Below are 18,020 nucleotides of genomic sequence, written 5' to 3' on the forward strand. Positions count from 1 at the left end.
GATTATTTAGATTTGGGGGACTAAACTTAATTAATAATCGTTTAAATATCAAATAAAATCGATTAAATACATTTTAAATTAAATAAAACAATAAAATTCTTATAAAATTAATATTTTTTTATATCCTCATGTAAGAAGGTGTGAAAAGGGCATAAAAAATCCCCAACTACTTAACTAATTGAGGATTGAATATTTAGAAGTGTAACTAGCTTTTCTCTTCTTTGTTGAAATAAACTAAGTAGTAATACATTTGTTTTTCTTCGTCCCAACCTTTTTCTACAAATTTTTCGGCACTTTCAGGATTGATGAAATCCATTTTAATTTGAATGTGTGTATCTAAATTGATTACGTTTTTGATTGATTTTCTCGCATCAGAAACCGCAGCATTAGCAATAGGGAAGGAGGTTACATCTTCAATACTGTATTTTTCTCCTTTATCAATTTTATAGTTCTTGAATTCCGGAATTAAGTCTGGATTATCTAGTACTTCATTCAAGAAATTTGTTTCCTCGAACTGATCGTTTTTTGCAAAATAGTTCACAGAACGGTTCATGAACATCACTTCTTCTTTCTTATCTTCAGCAGGGAAGACAACATCTTTGGCGAAGTTCTGACAGAATTTTAAATACTTTTTAGTGATGAAGTTTTCATCTTCAAAAGCATCAACAGATAAGAAATGTTCTAACCAATATCTGGCGTCATAGCGGTTGCTATCTACTGTAAGGATTTTGTATCCTTCTTCTTTTTTATAATTAAAGATCAAACAGCCTTTGTCTAATTTATTTAGACTTACTCCTTGTTGTAAAATCATTTCTAAGTGCGTTTCTTTTTCTTCAAATTGCAAAAAGTCAGCCTGAATCTCACTTTTGAAAATTCCTATGGCATCCACGACATTATTATCAATACTTACGTTTGTTAAATATGTAACGTATACTTCTCCATTTTTGATGTGAGGATGATTAGACTGTTCAAATAAGTGTTTTGTTATTTTTTTAGAAACCTCATGAATAGTACTAGGGTTTTCAAAAATCTCTGTCGCGTATTTGAACATATCATTGTAATCCAAATCAATTTCATGTGCAAACTGAAAATAGTTTTCTTCTTTTTCTCTAAATGGTTTAAAGAAAAATTCTTTCATCAAAGGCACAATTTCATCATTCAGATTGAAAGGTTGTTCCGATAAAAAAATGGCTTCGTTTCTACTTTTATTACCAACTCTATGAATTGATAAGTTTTCGATGTGTGTATTATATAAGTTGATCATCTTTTTTATTTTTTTAGATAAAAGAACCAAGATGAAAGACAGCAAAAAGGTCTTTTATCTTGGCTCTTGATTCTTAATTGTATAATGCTTTAATTCCAGTTCTCCTCAAATCCAAAGTCTTCAAAACTATCGTCTCCTTCAAACATATCCAGATCATCTTCGTCTAACCCGTCTTCAAATTCATCATTGTAGTTATCTGCATTATCTGATTCAAAGTTTTTTTCCATTGCTTCATCCGGCATTTCTCCATGAGAAAAAATAGTTTCCGGATATAAATTACCAAGAACTTGATCTTCTACAGCAGCCAGTTCTACAAGGAAAGTCCACATATTGATGAAATCATAAACATAGAGGATTTTAGTATTTCCCTTATCTAAAATATCTGACAATTGGTAATCGCTCATGATTTTTTGCTCACCTGGAACATCACCGGTATCAAAAAGTGAGATTTCATCTTCCTGATTCCAAGTTTCATCGCAAGTATAAAATGAAGCCACTTCCATTCCGTCAAATCCAAAGGAATTAAAAATAGCATTGTGCAAATCTTCTAAAGTATCGTCTTCAAGTATTGCAATGTCTCTAAAAACATCTTCTTCCGCGTCTAGAATCACTCTAAATTTATAAACCATAATCTTTGTTTTTATTGAAAGCTCAAAGGTAAAATTTAATTTTTAGATTTAGATTTCAGATTTTCGATTTGTTGATAAGATTTTTGTGTATGCATTCATTTAAGAATGATAGTAATTGAAAGTTCACCCAAGCCAGGATGTTAAGTGAAAACGCTATTCGCAAATGAGAATTTTTATTCGAAGGATTCCATTTTCATTGTTTTTTACTCGTCTGATTTGCTTTTAAACATAGTAGCGACTCTTTTTCTAAATTGATGGTATTTTTTATGATTTGGATATATCCTGCTGTGAGCCATGTTGTTAAAAATTAAAGCAACGACAAGCAAAATAAGTACACCGCTCAAAACAGGAGAAAGTACATACCAATAGCCCAAATTTTTAATTTTTTCAGAACCAGCTATTGCAATCAAAGCGGTCGCTCCGCCTGGAGGGTGTAATGTTTTAGTCATTTGCATCAAAACAATAGATGAAGAAACAGCTAGCGGAGCGGTTAACCAAAGTATATCCGGAACGAATTTATATACCGTAACACCAATAATTGCAGAAATTAAGTGACCTCCAATAAGATTTCTAGGTTGTGCCAATGGACTTTGAATTACGCCATAGACCAAGACACTTGATGCACCGAATGAACCAATTAAATAAACCACATCTGAATCTGGTAACGTTTGAGATTGTAAGTAGGCAATTATGCCAATACCAATGAATGAACCCAAAAAAGCCCAGAAATGTTCTTTAAAATCAATTAAAGTTTCTTTATACAGAATGTATTTAGTTTTACGATAATTTCTTTTTATTTTTTGAACAGGCATAAGCAGTTATTTTATTAAACTTGGCGAATAGGAGTAAACAGTGAATGGATAAATCGCTTTTGCCGTATATTTTGAAACCAAGCAAACCACTAGAATTGGAAGAAGCAATGTATAATCATTGGTTAAACCACAAACTAAGAATATAGCGGTAAAAGGCGCATGAATACTGGCACTCAAAACTGCTGCCATTCCAATTACCATGAAATTTATTGGGATCACATCAGCATTAAAGTAGGTGTTTAAGAGTAAAGCAAGGAGTAATCCTAAAAAAGCGCCGATAAAAAGGCTTGGTGCAAAAACACCACCATCTCCACCAGAAGCAAGAGTAGCCGAAGCAACAATGGGTTTCAAAAGTAAAATTCCAATAAAGGTTAGTACTAACGAAAGTGAAAGTACTATTTCATTTGGATTAATAAAAATAGTTTTGATGGCATGATATCCTTCGCCATAAAGTTGTGGGAAAACAAAAAGAGAAATACTTAAAATCACAGATCCGAAGATAATTTTGAAATAAGGTACTTTTATTTTCGAAAATTGTTCTTTAAAAAACAAAACACAACGGGTTAAATAAACGGAATGTATTCCTGCTATAATTCCTAAAAGTATAAAGTAGGGTATAGCTCTTAAATGCCAAGTCGTAATGTTTACTGCAAACAAAGGTTTTTCATCCAATAAATAAATGAGTCCAAAAGCGATCGAAACGGCTATAAGGTTTGTTAGTACAAACGCCCGAGTTACTTTTTTTGAGATTACTTCGAGTGAAAATAAAATTCCGGCAATTGGACTGCTGAATAATGCGGTAATTCCAGCGGCAACTCCTGCACAGATTAATTCTGTTTTGTATTGTCTGAATACATTTTGTTTTCTTTGCGCAACAGAACCAATAGTTGCCGAAGCGACAACTGTCGAAACTTCTATTCCGGTAGAACCACCAAAGACTACAGTCAATAAGCCGTTAATGAAATGAGAAGAAATCTTATAACTGGGTAAGTTTTTTGAATTGGAATTGGTACTTTCAAAGATTTCTTTTATCCCTTTGTTTTCCTTCTTTTTAAATACATATTCCCGAAGAAAAAAAATAATTGACAATCCAAAAACTGGAAAAACAACATAGAATATTGGATTTACAATCGTTTGGTGAAAAAAGATTTCTTCATAATATTCCGTAGCATTTTTTAAAATGACACCTAAAAAAGCAGAAAGAAAACCAATTAGAATGGATACAATAACTAGTTTCTGAAGTTTAATGAAGCGATAATTTTTTTTGATTTGCGTGGTATTGTTCATTTGAAAATTAATTGTCTGAATATTACAAATTTAGAGAAACAAAATCAGAATAGAATTGAAATATAGATTGGAATGTTTTCTTTTATGATTTTGGTAATATTTTTACTTTTTTACAAATAGAAATGTTTTATTTTTCATAAAATTCTATCGGTAATCCGTCTGGATCAGCAATAAAGAAGAAGCTTTTTTGCGTAAATTCATCAACACGAATTTCCTCTGAAATGATATTTTTATTGACCAAAAAATCTCGCGTTTTTTGAATATCGTCAACTTCAAAAGCTAAATGACGTAATCCTAGCGCTTCTGGTTTTGAAGGGCGTTGTGGAGGATTTGGAAATGAAAAAAGCTCAACGATATAATTTTCGTTTAAAGCTAAATCGAGTTTATACGATTGTCTTTCCTCACGGTAAATTTCTTGAACAATTGTTAGTCCTAAAATTGAGGTATAGAAAGTTTTTGATTTTTGATAATCAGAACAAATAATGGCAATGTGGTGGATTTTGTTTATTGAAAGCATATTATTTTAAAAAAAATTGAATTCATTTTTATCTTCAACATTTTGCTGAAGATGTTCTGAAAATATCGTCTTCGGTAGCGTAGATTACTCTGAATTTGTAAACTATAATTTTTAGTTATTAAAAATCAAAGGTAAAATTTATATTCAGTTTTTAGGTTTTCGATTATTGGATTTTGAAAAAGTTATAGTTTGTGCCCAATTCTAATTCCGCCCCATTTGTGAGGATCGCCTGTTTTGAATTCCCTCGAAAGTTCAGATCGTGAATATTCGAGATAAAGTGCTTTGTATTGTATGATAATCCCATAATTAGTTTGAAAAGTAAATCTATCGATATCGCTATTAGCAATAACATAAGGACTTTTTCGATTAAAAAGCCCACCTTGTAAACTCGTATCATATCCAATAATAGAAACTAAGCCTTGTAAATAGCCATAAATCTGGAAGTCATTTTTGTTTTTTACGGAAGTAAAAGGAAAATTAATTTTTCCTAAAGTAGTTGTTAACCCTCCAGATATATTTGTGTTCACAGTTCCCAATCGAAGTTTTGCGTTAGAATTTAGCGCCAATAAATTGTGGAACTTATATAATTGTTTTTCATGAGCAATTTCATAATTTAACAATATATCATTTTTGATTTGATATTGCCAACCATGTGGGATTTCATCATGAATCCATTCGTGAAATTTAGTTTGCATTTCCTTGCCTAAAGCGCCGGGGCCAATAATTCCAATGCTTAATGCAGAAGAAAGTTTGGTTTTATGAATAGTATCTGTCGAAATTAAAAATGATTTTAGCATTATCGCCGCGGAAAAAGGCCTATCCCCGTAAAGGATTTTATCTGACTTGAGGCTTGTTGGTGCAAAGCCCATAAGTTCTATTGATAATCCATATTTTTGTTCGCTGTTTTTTAATTTTTTAAATAAGTTGTTTATCGGATTCTTTATCAGTTTTGGGCTTGCAAGTTCAAAATTACCACCTTGCGTGTAGTAATGATCGGTTGCGGTGAAATAGTCGTTGTCATAATGAAAACGAAAATAATTATTGCTTTTTAAATCTCTAAAAGCTGCAGTATTGTCAATTCTTTGGGAAAATGATAATAGAGGCAAAAGCAACAAACAGACAGTATAATATTTTTCTAATAAATTTTTCATACTCACATATAAAAAAATAATTCTCCGATTTTTATAATTTTTAATCCAGTTTGCAAATAATCAAATTAAAAAGATAAATTATTTCAGGTAAGTCATTTCAGGAAGATTTGCAGTGGCATCTTGAATCAAAGCATCAGAATGAAGTTTATGGATCAAAGCTTTGGTTTCATCAATATCATTTATTCGGAAAAGAAACAGTACTTCGTTTTTATCATCGGCATTTTGCCAAAGATGCTCCAGAAACATATTGTTTTCGGCATGAAAGGCTTTGTCTTTTTCTAAAATTTCCCTGATGATTGTAATGGGAACATTCTTAAGTTTTGCTAATAAATGTGGCATTGTTTTTTGAATTGATAAGGTGTAAAATGAACAAAGCCTAATCAATCGATTAGGCTTTAGTTTTTTATTTTTTTGCGTCGGAACAAAGTCCTACAATCTCATGGAAAGTGTCGTGTAAGTCAGTAATTGATTTCAAAATTGCGGCATCAGATCCATTTGAAGTGACTAATTTATGTAGCGCTTTGCTTTTTAACTGTAATCGTTCTGCCGATGCTAATATTGCATTTGTTTTAAATTCGGCGGGAATATCAGACTTTAATAGCATTGCTGCTTTGTTCATCATTTCTTCTGAACGCGTTTTTATTGGTGCAAAATTTCCTTCTTCAGCCGGATGAAATGTTTGCGACATTACTTCGTGAAATTCTTTTATGGCTGGCCATTTATCAAAAGTGGATTGTGCCGAAACGGAGTTTGTAACAACAATTAGTGCCAAGACTAGTAATGCTTTAAGATGTTTCATAATTATTTTATTTGTGTTTAAAGGTTCTAACAAAGATAGGAAATTTTAGTTTTGAGGAGTTTATAATTCGGGTTAGGATATTCATTAAACATTCAATTTCCGAATCACTTTTGCCGGATTTCCTACCGCCAAAGAATTGTCGGGAATATCTTTTGTAACTACTGAGCCTGCACCAATTACACAGCCATTTCCTATGGTAATACCAGGGCAAATAACAGAGTTTCCGCCAATCCAGCAGTCATCACCGATGGTTATTGGAAGTGCATTTTCCAGCGTTTTTCTTAGCTCAGCATCCAGCGGATGTGTGGCGGTGTACAATTGAACGCCTGGTGCAAAAAAGACATTAGAGCCAATAGTTACTTTGGCACAGTCCAAAACAACGCAGTTTACATTAAAATAAACATTTTCACCACAATTGATATTGTATCCGTAATCGCAAAAAAATGGAGGTTCAATATAAAGATTAGCACCTGCATTAGGGATTAATTCTTTTAATATTTCTCGCGCTTTCTTGGTTACTCGGTATTCTGTAACATTTAATCGGTGGAGCAAATTTTTAGATTTTCGTCTGTCTTTTACTAAAACAGGATCGCCTGCCAAATAATATTCTCCCGCAATCATTTTTTCTTTTTCAGTTATCATACTTTTTTTTTTTAGGTAAAACCAAGTTGCTTTTTTATTTTGGCAGAAAGTTTGTTTCTGACTAAAGAATAGGATTGTTCAATGTAAAATTGCCATTCTTTTTCTGTTAGTTGGTTAAGGTCGTTGGCCATAACCCATTTGTAACGCGCAGTGTATGGCGCTGGTTTAAAACCTTCTCGACTGCTTATTTCTTCAAACTCTTCATCTAAAACTTTAAATGCCGCTGAAGTTGGGGATTGGTTCAGTCCAATAACAAAAAATATTTTTTCTCCAATACAAAAACACAAGTCGTCCTTCCATTTAATGTTTTCTGTTACCGCTTCATTTGATTTACAAATAACCTGTAATTCTTCAATGTTCATAAAATTAGATTTTAGTTTTGGCGATTTTATCATGAATTTTCAGTGTTTCCTGCAGTGCTGCACTTCCGTACCAAAGCGTCAGTTCCGCTTCCAGAAGTTTCGATTGTACAGCAGGATCTGTCGCCACAAATGTTTTAGCTTCTTCGATACTAGTGGCATTAAAAATATAAATACCTCTATAATTTCTTTCGTTTTTCATAAAAGGACCGGCAACAACCAGTTTCCCTTCTAGCGCTAATCGATTAATATTAGCCATGTGTCCTTCAAATAATTTTTGTTTTTCCTCCTTAGTAGCAGTTGTATTGCTTCCTGTTTTTAATAAACAAAAAACATATTGCTTCATTCCATAATCATCCGCTTTTAGGGATTTGGCTAGTTTTTCATCAAATATAGATTCGGTTTCCTGAGAAAATAACGCAGTGCTAAAAGAGAACAGTAAAAGTAAAAAGAGTGATTTTTTCATTTTTTCAGAATTTGATTGCAAACAAATTTAAGGTTTTCATTATAAAATAAAAAATGCGTGATTTCAAATTCTGAATTTATTTACTAAAACAACTCATCCTGTAATTTCAACAGTTCAGTAATAACTTTTTCCAGTTTTGATTTTTGCAATAGATATTTGCTGTATCAAAATCAAATATCATGAAACCAACAATCATTCAACAACCAAACCATTCGAACAGAACCCTTAAATCGATTTTTACTCTTGCCATTTTATTATTCTCTGTAACTCTATTTTCCCAAGTTACTATTTCAGGGAAAGTGGTTGATGAAAAAGGAAAACCAGTTTCGGGAGCCAATATTTTTATCGAAGGGACTTATGATGGTGCTTCGAGTAACGAAACGGGTAGTTTTAGTTTTACAACTACAACAATCGGGAATCAAACTTTGGTTGTGAGTTTCCTGATTTTTGAAACTTCAAAAACAGTAATTGATGTCGCTAATTTCCAAAATAGAACCATCAAATTACGAGAAAGTGTTACTTCGCTTGATGCAGTTGTGATTACCGCAGGAACATTAGAAGCGGGCGATAAAGCAAGAGTTTCGGTTTTGAAACCGTTAGACATCGTAACTACAGCGGGTTCAGCGGGAAATATTATTGCAGCTTTGCAGACGTTGCCAGGAACACAAACGGTAGGCGAGGACGGGCGATTGTTTGTTCGTGGTGGCGAGGCCAATGAAACACAAACTTTTGTAGACGGGATTCGGGTGGCGCAACCCTATGGCGCAACCACGAATAATTTACCTACACGAGGCAGGTTTTCCCCTTTTTTATTTAGTGGAATATCATTTTCTACAGGCGGTTATTCAGCGGAATACGGAGAGGCATTATCCAGTGTTTTGCTATTGAATACACAAGATGAACCAGACCAAAATAAAACCGAAATCGCTTTGATGACCGTAGGTTTAGGACTTGGAAACACCCAAAAATGGAAAAAAAGTTCTTTGAGCGTAAATGCGAATTACATTAATTTAGCGCCGTATCAAGCGGTTATTCCTCAAAATGTAGATTGGAACAGTCCTTTTCAATCTTTGTCAGGAGAAACGGTGTATCGCTATAATTTTAATAATGGGATTTTGAAAGTATACGCTGCTTTTGATAGCTCTAAATTTGATATTAATCAAGAAAACATCAATTCGCCGGAGAAAATCAGAGTCGATTTAAACAATAATAATTTCTATTTGAATTCGTCTTACAAAGGCGTTTTTGGGAATAACTGGCAAATTACTTCTGGGTTGAGTTATGGCTACAGCAACAACAAAATAAATTTGGATTCAGATAAAGTGGCCAATGATGAAAATGCGGCTCATTTGAAATTAAAATTAAAAAAAAGCTTTTCTGACCGATTGAAACTATCTTTTGGAGCCGATTATTTTGTTACTCAATTCAATGAAGATTTTAAGGAGAATTCGGGATCTGTTTTTACCAATGGATATGATGCTAACATTGCAGCTATTTATACTGAAGCTGATATTTTCTTCTCTAAAAAATGGGCGGCAAAAATAGGAGTAAGGGCTTCAAATAACGATTTGTTGAACGAAACTGCTATTTCACCCCGAGTTTCATTTGCGTATAAAATGGCTAAAAACAGTCAGTTTTCATTTGCTTATGGCGATTTTACCCAAACTCCAAATGCGGAATATATCAAATATTCCAAAAATCATCAGTTTGAAAGCGAAAAAGCTTCTCATTATATTTTGAATTTTCAATACAATAAAAACGGGAAAACATTTCGTGCAGAAACCTATTTTAAAGACTACAGTAATTTAGTGAAATTCGACACAGGAATGGCAACGTTTAATTCGGTTTATGATAATACCGGTTCCGGTTATGCAAAAGGTTTGGATTTGTTTTGGAGAGACGGAAAATCAATCAAAAACTTAGAATACTGGGTTTCCTATTCTTACATCGACACCGAAAGAGATTATAAAAATTTCAGTTCTCAAGTCACGCCTAGCTTTGTTGCGGATCACAGTTTGTCAATCGTTACTAAATACTGGATAAACGACTGGAAATCACAAATAGGGTTTACTAATTCATACAGTTCGGGACGACCATACAACAACCCAAACGAAGCGGAATTCATGAATGGAAAAACAAAAGCGTACAACAGCTTGAGTTTCAACTGGGCGTATTTATTGTCGCAGCAAAAGATTTTATATTTCTCGGTTTCTAATGTTTTAGGTTCTCAGAATGTTTTTGGATATGAATATGCCAATAATCCGGATAATGCGGGGTTTTACAACAGAAAAGAAATTGTTCCTACAGCAGATCGTTTTTTCTTTGTAGGGTTCTTTTGGACAATAAGCAACGATAAAAAAGACAATCAGTTGAAGAATCTTTGAAAAGAGTCATAATGTCAAAGGTCAAAGTCCTTGTAAACGAAAACTCTTTCAACTTTATGACTTTCGGCTTTACGACTTTCAACTAAATCACAATTCATCCATCAAATTCTACAGTTCAGTATCTATAAATTTTAAATCAATAAAAACCGAGATACTTTTGAAGTATAAATTATATAACGTTTCAATCATCAAAATAAATAACCATTTAAAAACAAGAAATCATGACAAAAATTATCACCACAATCGCATTATTTGTATGTAGTTTATTATCGGCTCAAGGGCAATTCGAACAAGGAATGGGAAAAGCATTCCAACTTTGGGGCGAAGGAAAAAATACCGAAGCTTCTGATTTATTCGAAAGAATTGCCGGTGCTGAAAAAACAAGTTGGTTGCCTAATTATTACGTTGCATTAGTAAATACTACAACTGCTTTTAGAACAAAAGACAAGGAGCAAATGAATTTGTTGCTTACAAAAGCTCAGAATTCTTTGGATACAGAAATGGGAAAAAATCCCAATAATGCCGAATTATTAGTTATGCAGGCTATGATTCACACTGCTTGGATTGCTTTTGACCCAATGACAAACGGACAAAAATTATCCGGAACTGTTATGGAATTGTACGGAAAAGCACAGGCAATTGCTCCGGAAAACCCAAGAGTTGTTTTTGGTAAAGCAGAGTTTGAAATTGGTGGAGCTAAATTTTGGGGAACTGATACTAAACCAATGTGTGTGCAAATTGAAAAAGCTATTGGACTTTTTGCTACTTTTAAACCTGAAACTCCTTTCTCTCCAAAATGGGGTTTAGAAAGAGCAACAGCAGCATTGAAAAACTGTAAATAAGTCTGTTGATTGTTTCTAATTATTCGTTTTTAAGAAATAAAACAGAGAATTGTAACTATTGAAAAAAGAGAATGATGTATATAAAACCACATTTGCTTAAAGCGTTGTTTATTGGGGTTGTGATTTTTTTAGTGTCCTTTCTAATTGAATTCATTACATTTGGAAATGAGGCTATTAGTCCTAAGTTATATACGTATTTTTTATACTGTATGCTTTATAGCGTTACATTATACCTTGTTAATGCAGCGTTGTTTATGTTTTTGGACAAAACATTTAAAGACAATATGTATTCTACAAAACGGATAATTATTGGGTTTGTCAGCTCTTTCTTTATTTCCTTATTTGTGATTTTTTTGCTTCGTATCTTTTTGAAAGTTATCCTGGAAAAAAAATCAATGACAGATTTTTTAGCAAATGAGACTCCTTCAAATTATATTGAATCTTCAATTATTGCTTTTATCGTATTGTTAGGAGTTCATGCTTTACATTTTTACAAAGCTTACAATGAAAATAAAGTCAAAGAACAAAAAATCATTGCAGGAACCGCTTCGGCAAAGTTTGAAAGTTTAAAAAATCAAATAGATCCTCATTTTCTTTTTAATAGTTTGAATGTGTTAAGTTCTTTGATTGAAGAAAATCCAGATAATGCGCAACGGTTTACTATTTCATTATCAAAGATTTATCGTTATGTTTTGGAACAAAAAGACAAAGAATTGGTTTCTGTTGAGGAAGAATTGGCTTTCGCTAAAACCTATATGAATTTACTTAAAATGCGTTTTGAAAACAGTTTGTTTTATGAATTACCAACCCAAGATGATTGGATTGCTTCATCCCTCACAATGACAGAAGCTAAAGTTGTGCCGCTTTCTTTACAGCTTTTGCTCGAAAATACGGTAAAACATAATGTGGTTAGTGAACAAAGACCATTGCACATCAGGATTTTTGTTGAGGGCGATTATCTGGCTGTTCAAAACGATTATCAAAAGAAAGAAGTGTTGCAGGATCGTCAAGGTGTTGGTTTGCAAAATATCGTCAACAGGTATGGAATTATAACTGACAGAAAAGTCTTGATTATTCAAAACGAGAAAACATTTACGGTAAAAATACCTCTTTTGACGAAACAAATTACAGTTATGGAAACAACTACAAATTACAATGAAAATACGGCTTATTTTAGAGCTAAAAAACGAGTGGAAGAGCTCAAAGGATTTTATGGAAACTTGATTTCTTACTGTTGTGTAATTCCAATTTTAATATATATAAACCTAACTTTTTCTCCAAAATTTCAATGGTTTTGGTTTTCTGCAGCCGGATGGGGATTTGGAGTGACGATGCATGCTTTCAAGGTTTTTGGGTACAGTTCCAATTGGGAAGAAAGAAAGATTCAGGAAATTTTGCGAAAAGAAGAGCAGAAACAAACTTGGAAATAATATTCGGAGAAACTTTAAGGGTTGAATAAATTTAAATAAAAAATCATGGAAAATAAATATCAAAACGAAGAGCGTTATTTTAAAGCAAAAAAACAAGTAGAAGAAATTAAAGGTTTCTATGGGAACTTGGCTGCATATATTGTGATCAATATTTTTTTTCTGATTCTAAATTTAAAAACTTCTCCAGAACATTTGTGGTTTTTTTGGCCCATGTTGGGGTGGGGAATTGGAGTGATTTTTCACGGAATGAAAGTTTTTAATTATATGCCATTTTTCAATAAAGATTGGGAAGAAAGAAAAATTAAGGAATTCATGGATAAAGAAAATGGACAAAAAAAATCTTGGGAATAGTTTTATTTTAAAATAAGAATGAACATGTTTTTTGAATGAATACTTTTAAATAGTAACAAAATGGAAAGAAACTATAAATCAGAACTTGAGGGAATGGAACCCGAAGATAAATATGCTTCCGCCAAAAGGAAAGTGAAACGATTAAAGGGGTTTTACACGCATTTAATTGTTTATGTAGCGATAAATATAGTGATTGTGTTTATTAATATTAGAGATTTAGATGCAGGAGAAAGCTATTTTAAAATAGAAAATTTCTTAACCGCATTCTTTTGGGGAATTGGATTATTGGCGCATGCACTTTCTACATTTATGCCCAATTGGATTTTTGGAAAAAACTGGGAAGATAAAAAGATCAAGGAATTTATGGAAAAGGAGAAAAGCGAGAAATGGGAGTGAAAAGGAGTATTCAGCAGCAGTTTTCAGTTAAACAAATAACCAAATAAACGATTCAACATTTAATGACAACAATAATAATCGAAGACGAAAAACCCGCAGCACGATTGCTCCAACGAAAACTGGAAAAAATAAATATTGAAGTGGGAGTGTTATTGCATTCTGTAGAAGAAGCCATTGATTGGTTTTCTAATAATAAACATCCGGAATTGATTTTTCTGGACATCCAATTATCGGATGGATTGTCGTTTGAAATATTCGAAAAAGTTGAAATTAAGAGTGCCATAATTTTCACAACTGCGTATGATGAATATGCTTTACGAGCTTTCAAATTGAACAGCATCGATTATCTTTTGAAACCCATAGATGAGGATGATTTAGAAATTGCCGTAGCTAAATTTAAAGCGCGTTTGCCAAAACAAGAAACCTTACAATTAGATTTCGAGCAGATTAAAAAAATGCTCTCTAATCCGTTTGAGAAGAATCATAAAAAACGTTTTACGGTAAAAATAGGGCAACACTTAAAAGTGATTTCCACCGATGACATTGAGTGTTTTTTTAGTGAAAATAAAGGAACGTATCTTCATACTTTTGACAACAGAAATTATTTAATTGAAACGACCTTAGAACTTTTGGAACAGGAATTAGACCCGGCAGCTTTTTATCGGGTAAGTCGAAAATTCATAGTTCCCCTTAAAGCGATTAAAGAAATTATAGTCTATAGTAACTCCCGATTAAAGGTCATTCTGCCTTCTTATGCAGCAGATGAGGTGATAGTAAGCAGGGAAAAAGTTTCTGGTTTTAAGAATTGGATTGGGTAGTTTTTAGCTATAAAAAAACTGTTTCAAATGTATGTTCAAAAAATCCTAAGAAGGAAAAATTTTGAATCTTGCAATTGAAACAGTTCAAGTAAGTTTAGGTTTGAGAATTAATCAAATAATGATTTAATTTCTTTTTCTGTCTTGCCTAATTTTTGTTGTAATTTACCCCACATTTCGTCTTCTTTACCTTCATCGTATAGTAAATCATCATCCGTTAAATCAGCAAATTTTTGTTTAAGTTTTCCTTTAAACTCATTCCAGTTTCCTTCAATCTCTTTTGAATTCGGCATAATATCTAAGTTTTAAATTACTATTTGGTCTTTACAAATTTGGTGATTTTAAACTGTAAAATTGTTATACAATTATGTAAAATCATTATATAATTCTAGTGAATTATACAATTTTATTTTATCATGCGTTACTGAATAGGAATGATATTTATGTTGAATTAAGGCTAAAGGTATTGGTTTTTAAAAATCTGACAATATGATGTTTATGTTGTTGGTATAGATTTTAATTATGACGATTTTAAACCTTAAAAAATACTTTCCGAATACCAATTATGACAAAAATAAATACTGTGTAAATTATAAAAAATGGAATGATATATTCTGTTAAATTCATTGGTAACATTACGGCAATAATCAACAATTGAAATCCCAATCCGTAGATAGAAAGTACCGTCATAAACCAGTTTGGAAACGTTTTTACCTTGTATGCCTCTTTATCGAGAGTGTGGATTATTTTATCAAAAGTACCGTAGACAATGGTATAAATTCGGAATAAAATATCAACTGATTTTTGGGTTTCTCCGGGTAAAGCTTTAGGAGATTTGTATTCGAAAATTTTACTAGTTGTATCTCCGCCTACTGATTTATTTCTTAAAATAACATAGTAATAATTGTATAAAGTTCCCTGTAATTGAATGCAAAAAAAGGCAATTAAAGTTAGCCAAAATGATGTTTTCGAAACATAACAAATGGTCATTAAAAACAAAAAATTTAAGATAATATCAAACACGCTGTCTAAGTACCTTCCGGTATAGGAAGGCGTATTTTTTAACCTCGCCAGTTCTCCATCGGCTGCATCAATAATCGATTTTAGAATGATGAAAAAACTGGCTAAAAAGTAATGTCTTTGGGAAATACAGTAAATAGCAATCAAGCCTGAAACGCCAAAAAGTAGGGTGACATGAATAGGCGTGAAACGAGTATTTTTTAATTTATTGGCGAGAAATTTCCCAAAAGGTCTTCCATAATCTGATAAATCTATAAATTTATCTTGAGCTGCAAGTTTAGACATTTAAGTTTATAAACAAAGAAATGCGACAATATAGTCAGGTGTAATAGTTGTTATACTTTTATTTAGATAATCGATGTAATGTGAATGTCATTGCCGTCAGTAAAAAGAAAGCCATTATTTGATGTAATAATCCCAACCAAAGTGGAACACTGTAAAGCAAAGTAAAGACACCCAATGTGAATTGCAAAAATACGATTAATACCAAGATATTGATTCCTTTTTTCTGTAACGAGGAAAGAGTATGTTTTTTACTTGTGAAATAAAGAGCAAGAATTAATCCTACTACAACATATGCCATGGTTCGGTGTACAAACTGAACACCGCTTTTTCCTTCGATAAGATTCAAAAGCAAGGTACTTTTTTCTATAAAAACACTATCATGAATCAATTGCCCGTCACTCATTAAAGGCCAGTGATTGTGAATTAAACCTGCATTTAAACCCGCAACAAACCCTCCATATATAATTTGTAACAACAAAAACACTAATGCAATGCGTGCTAGTTTTCCCAATGGAATTATGACAGTTGCTTTGTTTGGATAGATTAAGTCCAAAGCTACCCAAAGTGTGTAAGCAAATGTGATGAAAGCAAATGTAAGGTGTAATGCCAATCTAAAATGACTTACATCCGGATTGTCGATTAATCCGCTACGTACCATAAACCAGCCCAAGAATCCTTGAAAACCGCCCATGAATAGCAAAACAATACATTTTTTGATGGTCTCAGTAGAAAGACGTTTCTTGAACAAGAAATAGACAAATGGAACAAAAAACACTAAGCCAATTATTCTTCCTATGAAACGGTGAAACCATTCCCAAAAATAGATGAATTTATAATCACTAAGTGTGAAATCATTGTGGATGTTTATTTTTTGGTATTCCGGAAATTTTTTATATTCTTCAAAAGCCTGTGACCATTTTTCTTCGGTTAAAGGCGGAAAAGTATCCGTTACTAAATGCCAGTCGGTCATTGATAAACCAGAATTGGTCAACCGGGTAATTCCTCCCACGACAACCATCATAAATAACAATAAGCAACCGGATAACAACCAAATGATAACGTAATTATTCTCTTTTTTCATTGTTTGAAATTAATTTTCGTAAAGATATTTTAAATGAAACTAAATGTTAATTCAACAAGCGTTAATCTTTAATCCGATTTTTGCTGCTCTTTTTAGCATAAATTGATAGGCTGCCTCATATTCATTTGGAATTTCTCCTTCCAAAATCGCTTCTTTTATAGCTTCCTTCAACATTCCAATTTCTTTGGATGGCTTTAAATTGAATTTTTCCATAATTTCCTCACCAGATATTGGGGGTTGAAAATTACGTACCTGATCGCGCTCTTCGACTTCCACAATTTTCTTGCGAACAATTATAAAATTATTGTGGTATTTTTTGAACTTATTCGGGTTTTTGGTGGTGATATCTGCTTCACACAACGTCATTAGATTCTCTACATCTTCACCTGCGTCAAAAACCAAACGACGCACCGCTGAATCCGTAACGGTATCTTGTGATAAAACAATGGGACGCGAACTCATCATGACCATTTTTTGTACAAATTTCATTTTATGATTCAACGGCATGTGTAAGCGTTCGAATATTTTCTTCGCCATTTTTCCACCAAGAAATTCATGTCCATGAAAGGTCCAGCCTTGTTTTTTATTAAAGCGTTTCGTTGGTGCTTTTCCAATATCGTGCAATAATGCTGACCAACGTAACCAAACATCATCAGTGTGTGGGCAAATATTGTCAACAACTTCTAAAGTGTGATAAAAATTGTTTTTATGCGTGTGACCTTCTATTTCTTCTACTTGATTCAAAGCGGTTAATTCCGGAAGAATAATATCTAAAAGACCAGTTTTGAACAATAACAAAAATCCTATGGAAGGTTTATCTGTCGAAAGTATTTTATTCAATTCATCAACAATACGTTCTCCAGAAATAATTTTAATTCGTTCGGCATTTTTTGCAATGGATTTAAACGAATTATCTTCGATTTCAAATCCCAATTGATTCGCAAAACGGATTCCCCTTAACATGCGCAACGGATCATCAGAAAAAGTAATGTCTGGATCCAGAGGTGTTCTAATTATTTTGTTTTTTAAATCTTCCAATCCGTTGAAAGGGTCTGAAAGGCCTCCAAAATTAGTAGCGTTTAAGGATAAAGCCAACGCATTTATGGTGAAATCACGACGATTTTGATCATCTTCAAGCGTTCCGTTTTCTACAACAGGATTGCGACTTTCAAAATGATAGGATTCCTTTCTGGCGCCTACAAACTCAATTTCAGTGTCTTCAAAACGCAACATCGCTGTTCCGTATGTTTTGAAAACTTGAACTTTTGGTTTTTTTGGAAGTAATTGGGAAACTTTCAAAGCTAATTCGATTCCGCTGCCAACAGCAACAATATCAATATCTTTTTTAAAGTCTCTATTCAAAAGTAAATCTCTCACGAATCCACCAATAACGTAACTTTCGATGTTAAGTTCCTGAGAAGCTTGAGAAATGACTTGAAAAATTGTATTATTTAAGGCTGTTTTGTATGAAGTTTTAATGCTCATTTTAA

21 protein-coding genes are annotated in these 18,020 nt (G+C 32.7%); 6 read left to right on the forward strand and 15 right to left on the reverse strand.

The features are described 5' to 3' along the window. Positions 1-205: 205 nt before the first annotated feature. From E0I61_RS04880 to E0I61_RS04930, 11 genes are all read right to left on the reverse strand, one after another. On the reverse strand, positions 206-1,264 hold the full coding sequence (locus tag E0I61_RS04880) for a nucleoid-associated protein (RefSeq protein WP_131996340.1): 1,059 nt from the start codon (positions 1,262-1,264) through the stop codon (positions 206-208). A gap of 89 nt (positions 1,265-1,353) precedes the next feature. Beyond that, positions 1,354-1,893 (reverse strand): IS1096 element passenger TnpR family protein, encoded by a 540-nt coding sequence (locus tag E0I61_RS04885; RefSeq protein ID WP_131996343.1) that lies wholly within the window; start codon positions 1,891-1,893, stop codon positions 1,354-1,356. A 203-nt stretch (positions 1,894-2,096) separates the two neighbouring features. Beyond that, entirely contained in the window at positions 2,097-2,705 is a 609-nt protein-coding gene (locus E0I61_RS04890) for an HPP family protein (protein WP_131996346.1), read from the reverse strand. Between the two features lie 6 nt (positions 2,706-2,711). Continuing rightward, entirely contained in the window at positions 2,712-3,992 is a 1,281-nt protein-coding gene (locus tag E0I61_RS04895; RefSeq protein WP_132069806.1) for a chloride channel protein, read from the reverse strand. Positions 3,993-4,119: 127 nt separating this feature from the next. Next, entirely contained in the window at positions 4,120-4,509 is a 390-nt protein-coding gene (gloA2, locus tag E0I61_RS04900; RefSeq protein WP_132069808.1) for an SMU1112c/YaeR family gloxylase I-like metalloprotein, read from the reverse strand. Between the two features lie 182 nt (positions 4,510-4,691). Further along, complete coding sequence (locus tag E0I61_RS04905; protein WP_132069810.1) at positions 4,692-5,660, reverse strand: lipid A deacylase LpxR family protein; 969 nt, start codon at positions 5,658-5,660, stop codon at positions 4,692-4,694. Positions 5,661-5,738: 78 nt separating this feature from the next. Continuing rightward, positions 5,739-5,999, reverse strand: a complete 261-nt coding sequence (locus tag E0I61_RS04910; RefSeq protein WP_131996358.1) for a hypothetical protein — start codon at positions 5,997-5,999, stop codon at positions 5,739-5,741. Between the two features lie 64 nt (positions 6,000-6,063). Continuing rightward, positions 6,064-6,459 (reverse strand): hypothetical protein, encoded by a 396-nt coding sequence (locus E0I61_RS04915; protein WP_132069812.1) that lies wholly within the window; start codon positions 6,457-6,459, stop codon positions 6,064-6,066. An 84-nt stretch (positions 6,460-6,543) separates the two neighbouring features. Beyond that, positions 6,544-7,101 (reverse strand): sugar O-acetyltransferase, encoded by a 558-nt coding sequence (locus tag E0I61_RS04920; RefSeq protein WP_131996364.1) that lies wholly within the window; start codon positions 7,099-7,101, stop codon positions 6,544-6,546. Between the two features lie 11 nt (positions 7,102-7,112). Then, entirely contained in the window at positions 7,113-7,463 is a 351-nt protein-coding gene (locus E0I61_RS04925) for an MmcQ/YjbR family DNA-binding protein (RefSeq protein WP_132069814.1), read from the reverse strand. Between the two features lie 4 nt (positions 7,464-7,467). After that, complete coding sequence (locus E0I61_RS04930; RefSeq protein WP_131996370.1) at positions 7,468-7,926, reverse strand: YciI family protein; 459 nt, start codon at positions 7,924-7,926, stop codon at positions 7,468-7,470. 179 nt (positions 7,927-8,105) lie between these two features. On the opposite strand from E0I61_RS04930, the gene E0I61_RS04935 reads away from it, so the two are divergent. The 6 genes from E0I61_RS04935 (at position 8,106) to E0I61_RS04960 (ending at position 14,147) form a co-directional block, all read left to right on the forward strand. Then, the gene (locus E0I61_RS04935; RefSeq protein ID WP_131996373.1) at positions 8,106-10,310 is read left to right on the forward strand and encodes a TonB-dependent receptor; all 2,205 of its coding nucleotides are present in this window, start codon (positions 8,106-8,108) and stop codon (positions 10,308-10,310) included. Between the two features lie 221 nt (positions 10,311-10,531). Continuing rightward, the gene (locus E0I61_RS04940) at positions 10,532-11,152 is read left to right on the forward strand and encodes a hypothetical protein (protein WP_132069816.1); all 621 of its coding nucleotides are present in this window, start codon (positions 10,532-10,534) and stop codon (positions 11,150-11,152) included. 74 nt (positions 11,153-11,226) lie between these two features. Next, positions 11,227-12,582: a histidine kinase gene (locus E0I61_RS04945; RefSeq protein WP_132070224.1), complete on the forward strand. Its 1,356-nt coding sequence runs from the start codon at positions 11,227-11,229 to the stop codon at positions 12,580-12,582. Positions 12,583-12,627: 45 nt separating this feature from the next. After that, positions 12,628-12,933, forward strand: a complete 306-nt coding sequence (locus E0I61_RS04950; protein ID WP_131996379.1) for a 2TM domain-containing protein — start codon at positions 12,628-12,630, stop codon at positions 12,931-12,933. 60 nt (positions 12,934-12,993) lie between these two features. Beyond that, entirely contained in the window at positions 12,994-13,329 is a 336-nt protein-coding gene (locus E0I61_RS04955) for a 2TM domain-containing protein (protein WP_132069818.1), read from the forward strand. Between the two features lie 62 nt (positions 13,330-13,391). Then, a complete protein-coding gene (locus tag E0I61_RS04960; protein WP_132069820.1) occupies positions 13,392-14,147 on the forward strand; it encodes a LytR/AlgR family response regulator transcription factor in 756 nt (251 codons plus the stop codon). A gap of 107 nt (positions 14,148-14,254) precedes the next feature. Here E0I61_RS04960 and E0I61_RS04965 read toward each other — a convergent pair whose 3' ends face one another. The 4 genes from E0I61_RS04965 to E0I61_RS04980 form a co-directional block, all read right to left on the reverse strand. Continuing rightward, a complete protein-coding gene (locus E0I61_RS04965; protein ID WP_131996388.1) occupies positions 14,255-14,437 on the reverse strand; it encodes a CsbD family protein in 183 nt (60 codons plus the stop codon). A 238-nt stretch (positions 14,438-14,675) separates the two neighbouring features. Continuing rightward, positions 14,676-15,449, reverse strand: coding sequence for a CDP-alcohol phosphatidyltransferase family protein (locus E0I61_RS04970; protein ID WP_131996391.1), 774 nt, complete (start codon positions 15,447-15,449; stop codon positions 14,676-14,678). 58 nt (positions 15,450-15,507) lie between these two features. Continuing rightward, entirely contained in the window at positions 15,508-16,530 is a 1,023-nt protein-coding gene (locus E0I61_RS04975; protein ID WP_132069822.1) for a COX15/CtaA family protein, read from the reverse strand. A gap of 51 nt (positions 16,531-16,581) precedes the next feature. Then, a complete protein-coding gene (locus E0I61_RS04980; RefSeq protein ID WP_132069824.1) occupies positions 16,582-18,015 on the reverse strand; it encodes a CCA tRNA nucleotidyltransferase in 1,434 nt (477 codons plus the stop codon). Positions 18,016-18,020 lie beyond the last annotated feature (5 nt).

Source organism: Flavobacterium ranwuense (assembly GCF_004349315.1).
Taxonomy (GTDB): Bacteria; Bacteroidota; Bacteroidia; order Flavobacteriales; family Flavobacteriaceae; genus Flavobacterium; species Flavobacterium ranwuense.

What these genes read in the sequence shown, in the direction of transcription:
- E0I61_RS04880 (WP_131996340.1), bottom strand. Translation starts at nt 1,264, where the DNA reads ATGATCAACTTATATAATACACACATCGAAAACTTATCAATTCATAGA.
- E0I61_RS04885 (WP_131996343.1), bottom strand. Translation starts at nt 1,893, where the DNA reads ATGGTTTATAAATTTAGAGTGATTCTAGACGCGGAAGAAGATGTTTTT.
- E0I61_RS04890 (WP_131996346.1), bottom strand. Translation starts at nt 2,705, where the DNA reads ATGCCTGTTCAAAAAATAAAAAGAAATTATCGTAAAACTAAATACATT.
- E0I61_RS04895 (WP_132069806.1), bottom strand. Translation starts at nt 3,992, where the DNA reads ATGAACAATACCACGCAAATCAAAAAAAATTATCGCTTCATTAAACTT.
- gloA2 (WP_132069808.1), bottom strand. Translation starts at nt 4,509, where the DNA reads ATGCTTTCAATAAACAAAATCCACCACATTGCCATTATTTGTTCTGAT.
- E0I61_RS04905 (WP_132069810.1), bottom strand. Translation starts at nt 5,660, where the DNA reads ATGAAAAATTTATTAGAAAAATATTATACTGTCTGTTTGTTGCTTTTG.
- E0I61_RS04910 (WP_131996358.1), bottom strand. Translation starts at nt 5,999, where the DNA reads ATGCCACATTTATTAGCAAAACTTAAGAATGTTCCCATTACAATCATC.
- E0I61_RS04915 (WP_132069812.1), bottom strand. Translation starts at nt 6,459, where the DNA reads ATGAAACATCTTAAAGCATTACTAGTCTTGGCACTAATTGTTGTTACA.
- E0I61_RS04920 (WP_131996364.1), bottom strand. Translation starts at nt 7,101, where the DNA reads ATGATAACTGAAAAAGAAAAAATGATTGCGGGAGAATATTATTTGGCA.
- E0I61_RS04925 (WP_132069814.1), bottom strand. Translation starts at nt 7,463, where the DNA reads ATGAACATTGAAGAATTACAGGTTATTTGTAAATCAAATGAAGCGGTA.
- E0I61_RS04930 (WP_131996370.1), bottom strand. Translation starts at nt 7,926, where the DNA reads ATGAAAAAATCACTCTTTTTACTTTTACTGTTCTCTTTTAGCACTGCG.
- E0I61_RS04935 (WP_131996373.1), top strand. Translation starts at nt 8,106, where the DNA reads ATGAAACCAACAATCATTCAACAACCAAACCATTCGAACAGAACCCTT.
- E0I61_RS04940 (WP_132069816.1), top strand. Translation starts at nt 10,532, where the DNA reads ATGACAAAAATTATCACCACAATCGCATTATTTGTATGTAGTTTATTA.
- E0I61_RS04945 (WP_132070224.1), top strand. Translation starts at nt 11,227, where the DNA reads ATGTATATAAAACCACATTTGCTTAAAGCGTTGTTTATTGGGGTTGTG.
- E0I61_RS04950 (WP_131996379.1), top strand. Translation starts at nt 12,628, where the DNA reads ATGGAAAATAAATATCAAAACGAAGAGCGTTATTTTAAAGCAAAAAAA.
- E0I61_RS04955 (WP_132069818.1), top strand. Translation starts at nt 12,994, where the DNA reads ATGGAAAGAAACTATAAATCAGAACTTGAGGGAATGGAACCCGAAGAT.
- E0I61_RS04960 (WP_132069820.1), top strand. Translation starts at nt 13,392, where the DNA reads ATGACAACAATAATAATCGAAGACGAAAAACCCGCAGCACGATTGCTC.
- E0I61_RS04965 (WP_131996388.1), bottom strand. Translation starts at nt 14,437, where the DNA reads ATGCCGAATTCAAAAGAGATTGAAGGAAACTGGAATGAGTTTAAAGGA.
- E0I61_RS04970 (WP_131996391.1), bottom strand. Translation starts at nt 15,449, where the DNA reads ATGTCTAAACTTGCAGCTCAAGATAAATTTATAGATTTATCAGATTAT.
- E0I61_RS04975 (WP_132069822.1), bottom strand. Translation starts at nt 16,530, where the DNA reads ATGAAAAAAGAGAATAATTACGTTATCATTTGGTTGTTATCCGGTTGC.
- E0I61_RS04980 (WP_132069824.1), bottom strand. Translation starts at nt 18,015, where the DNA reads ATGAGCATTAAAACTTCATACAAAACAGCCTTAAATAATACAATTTTT.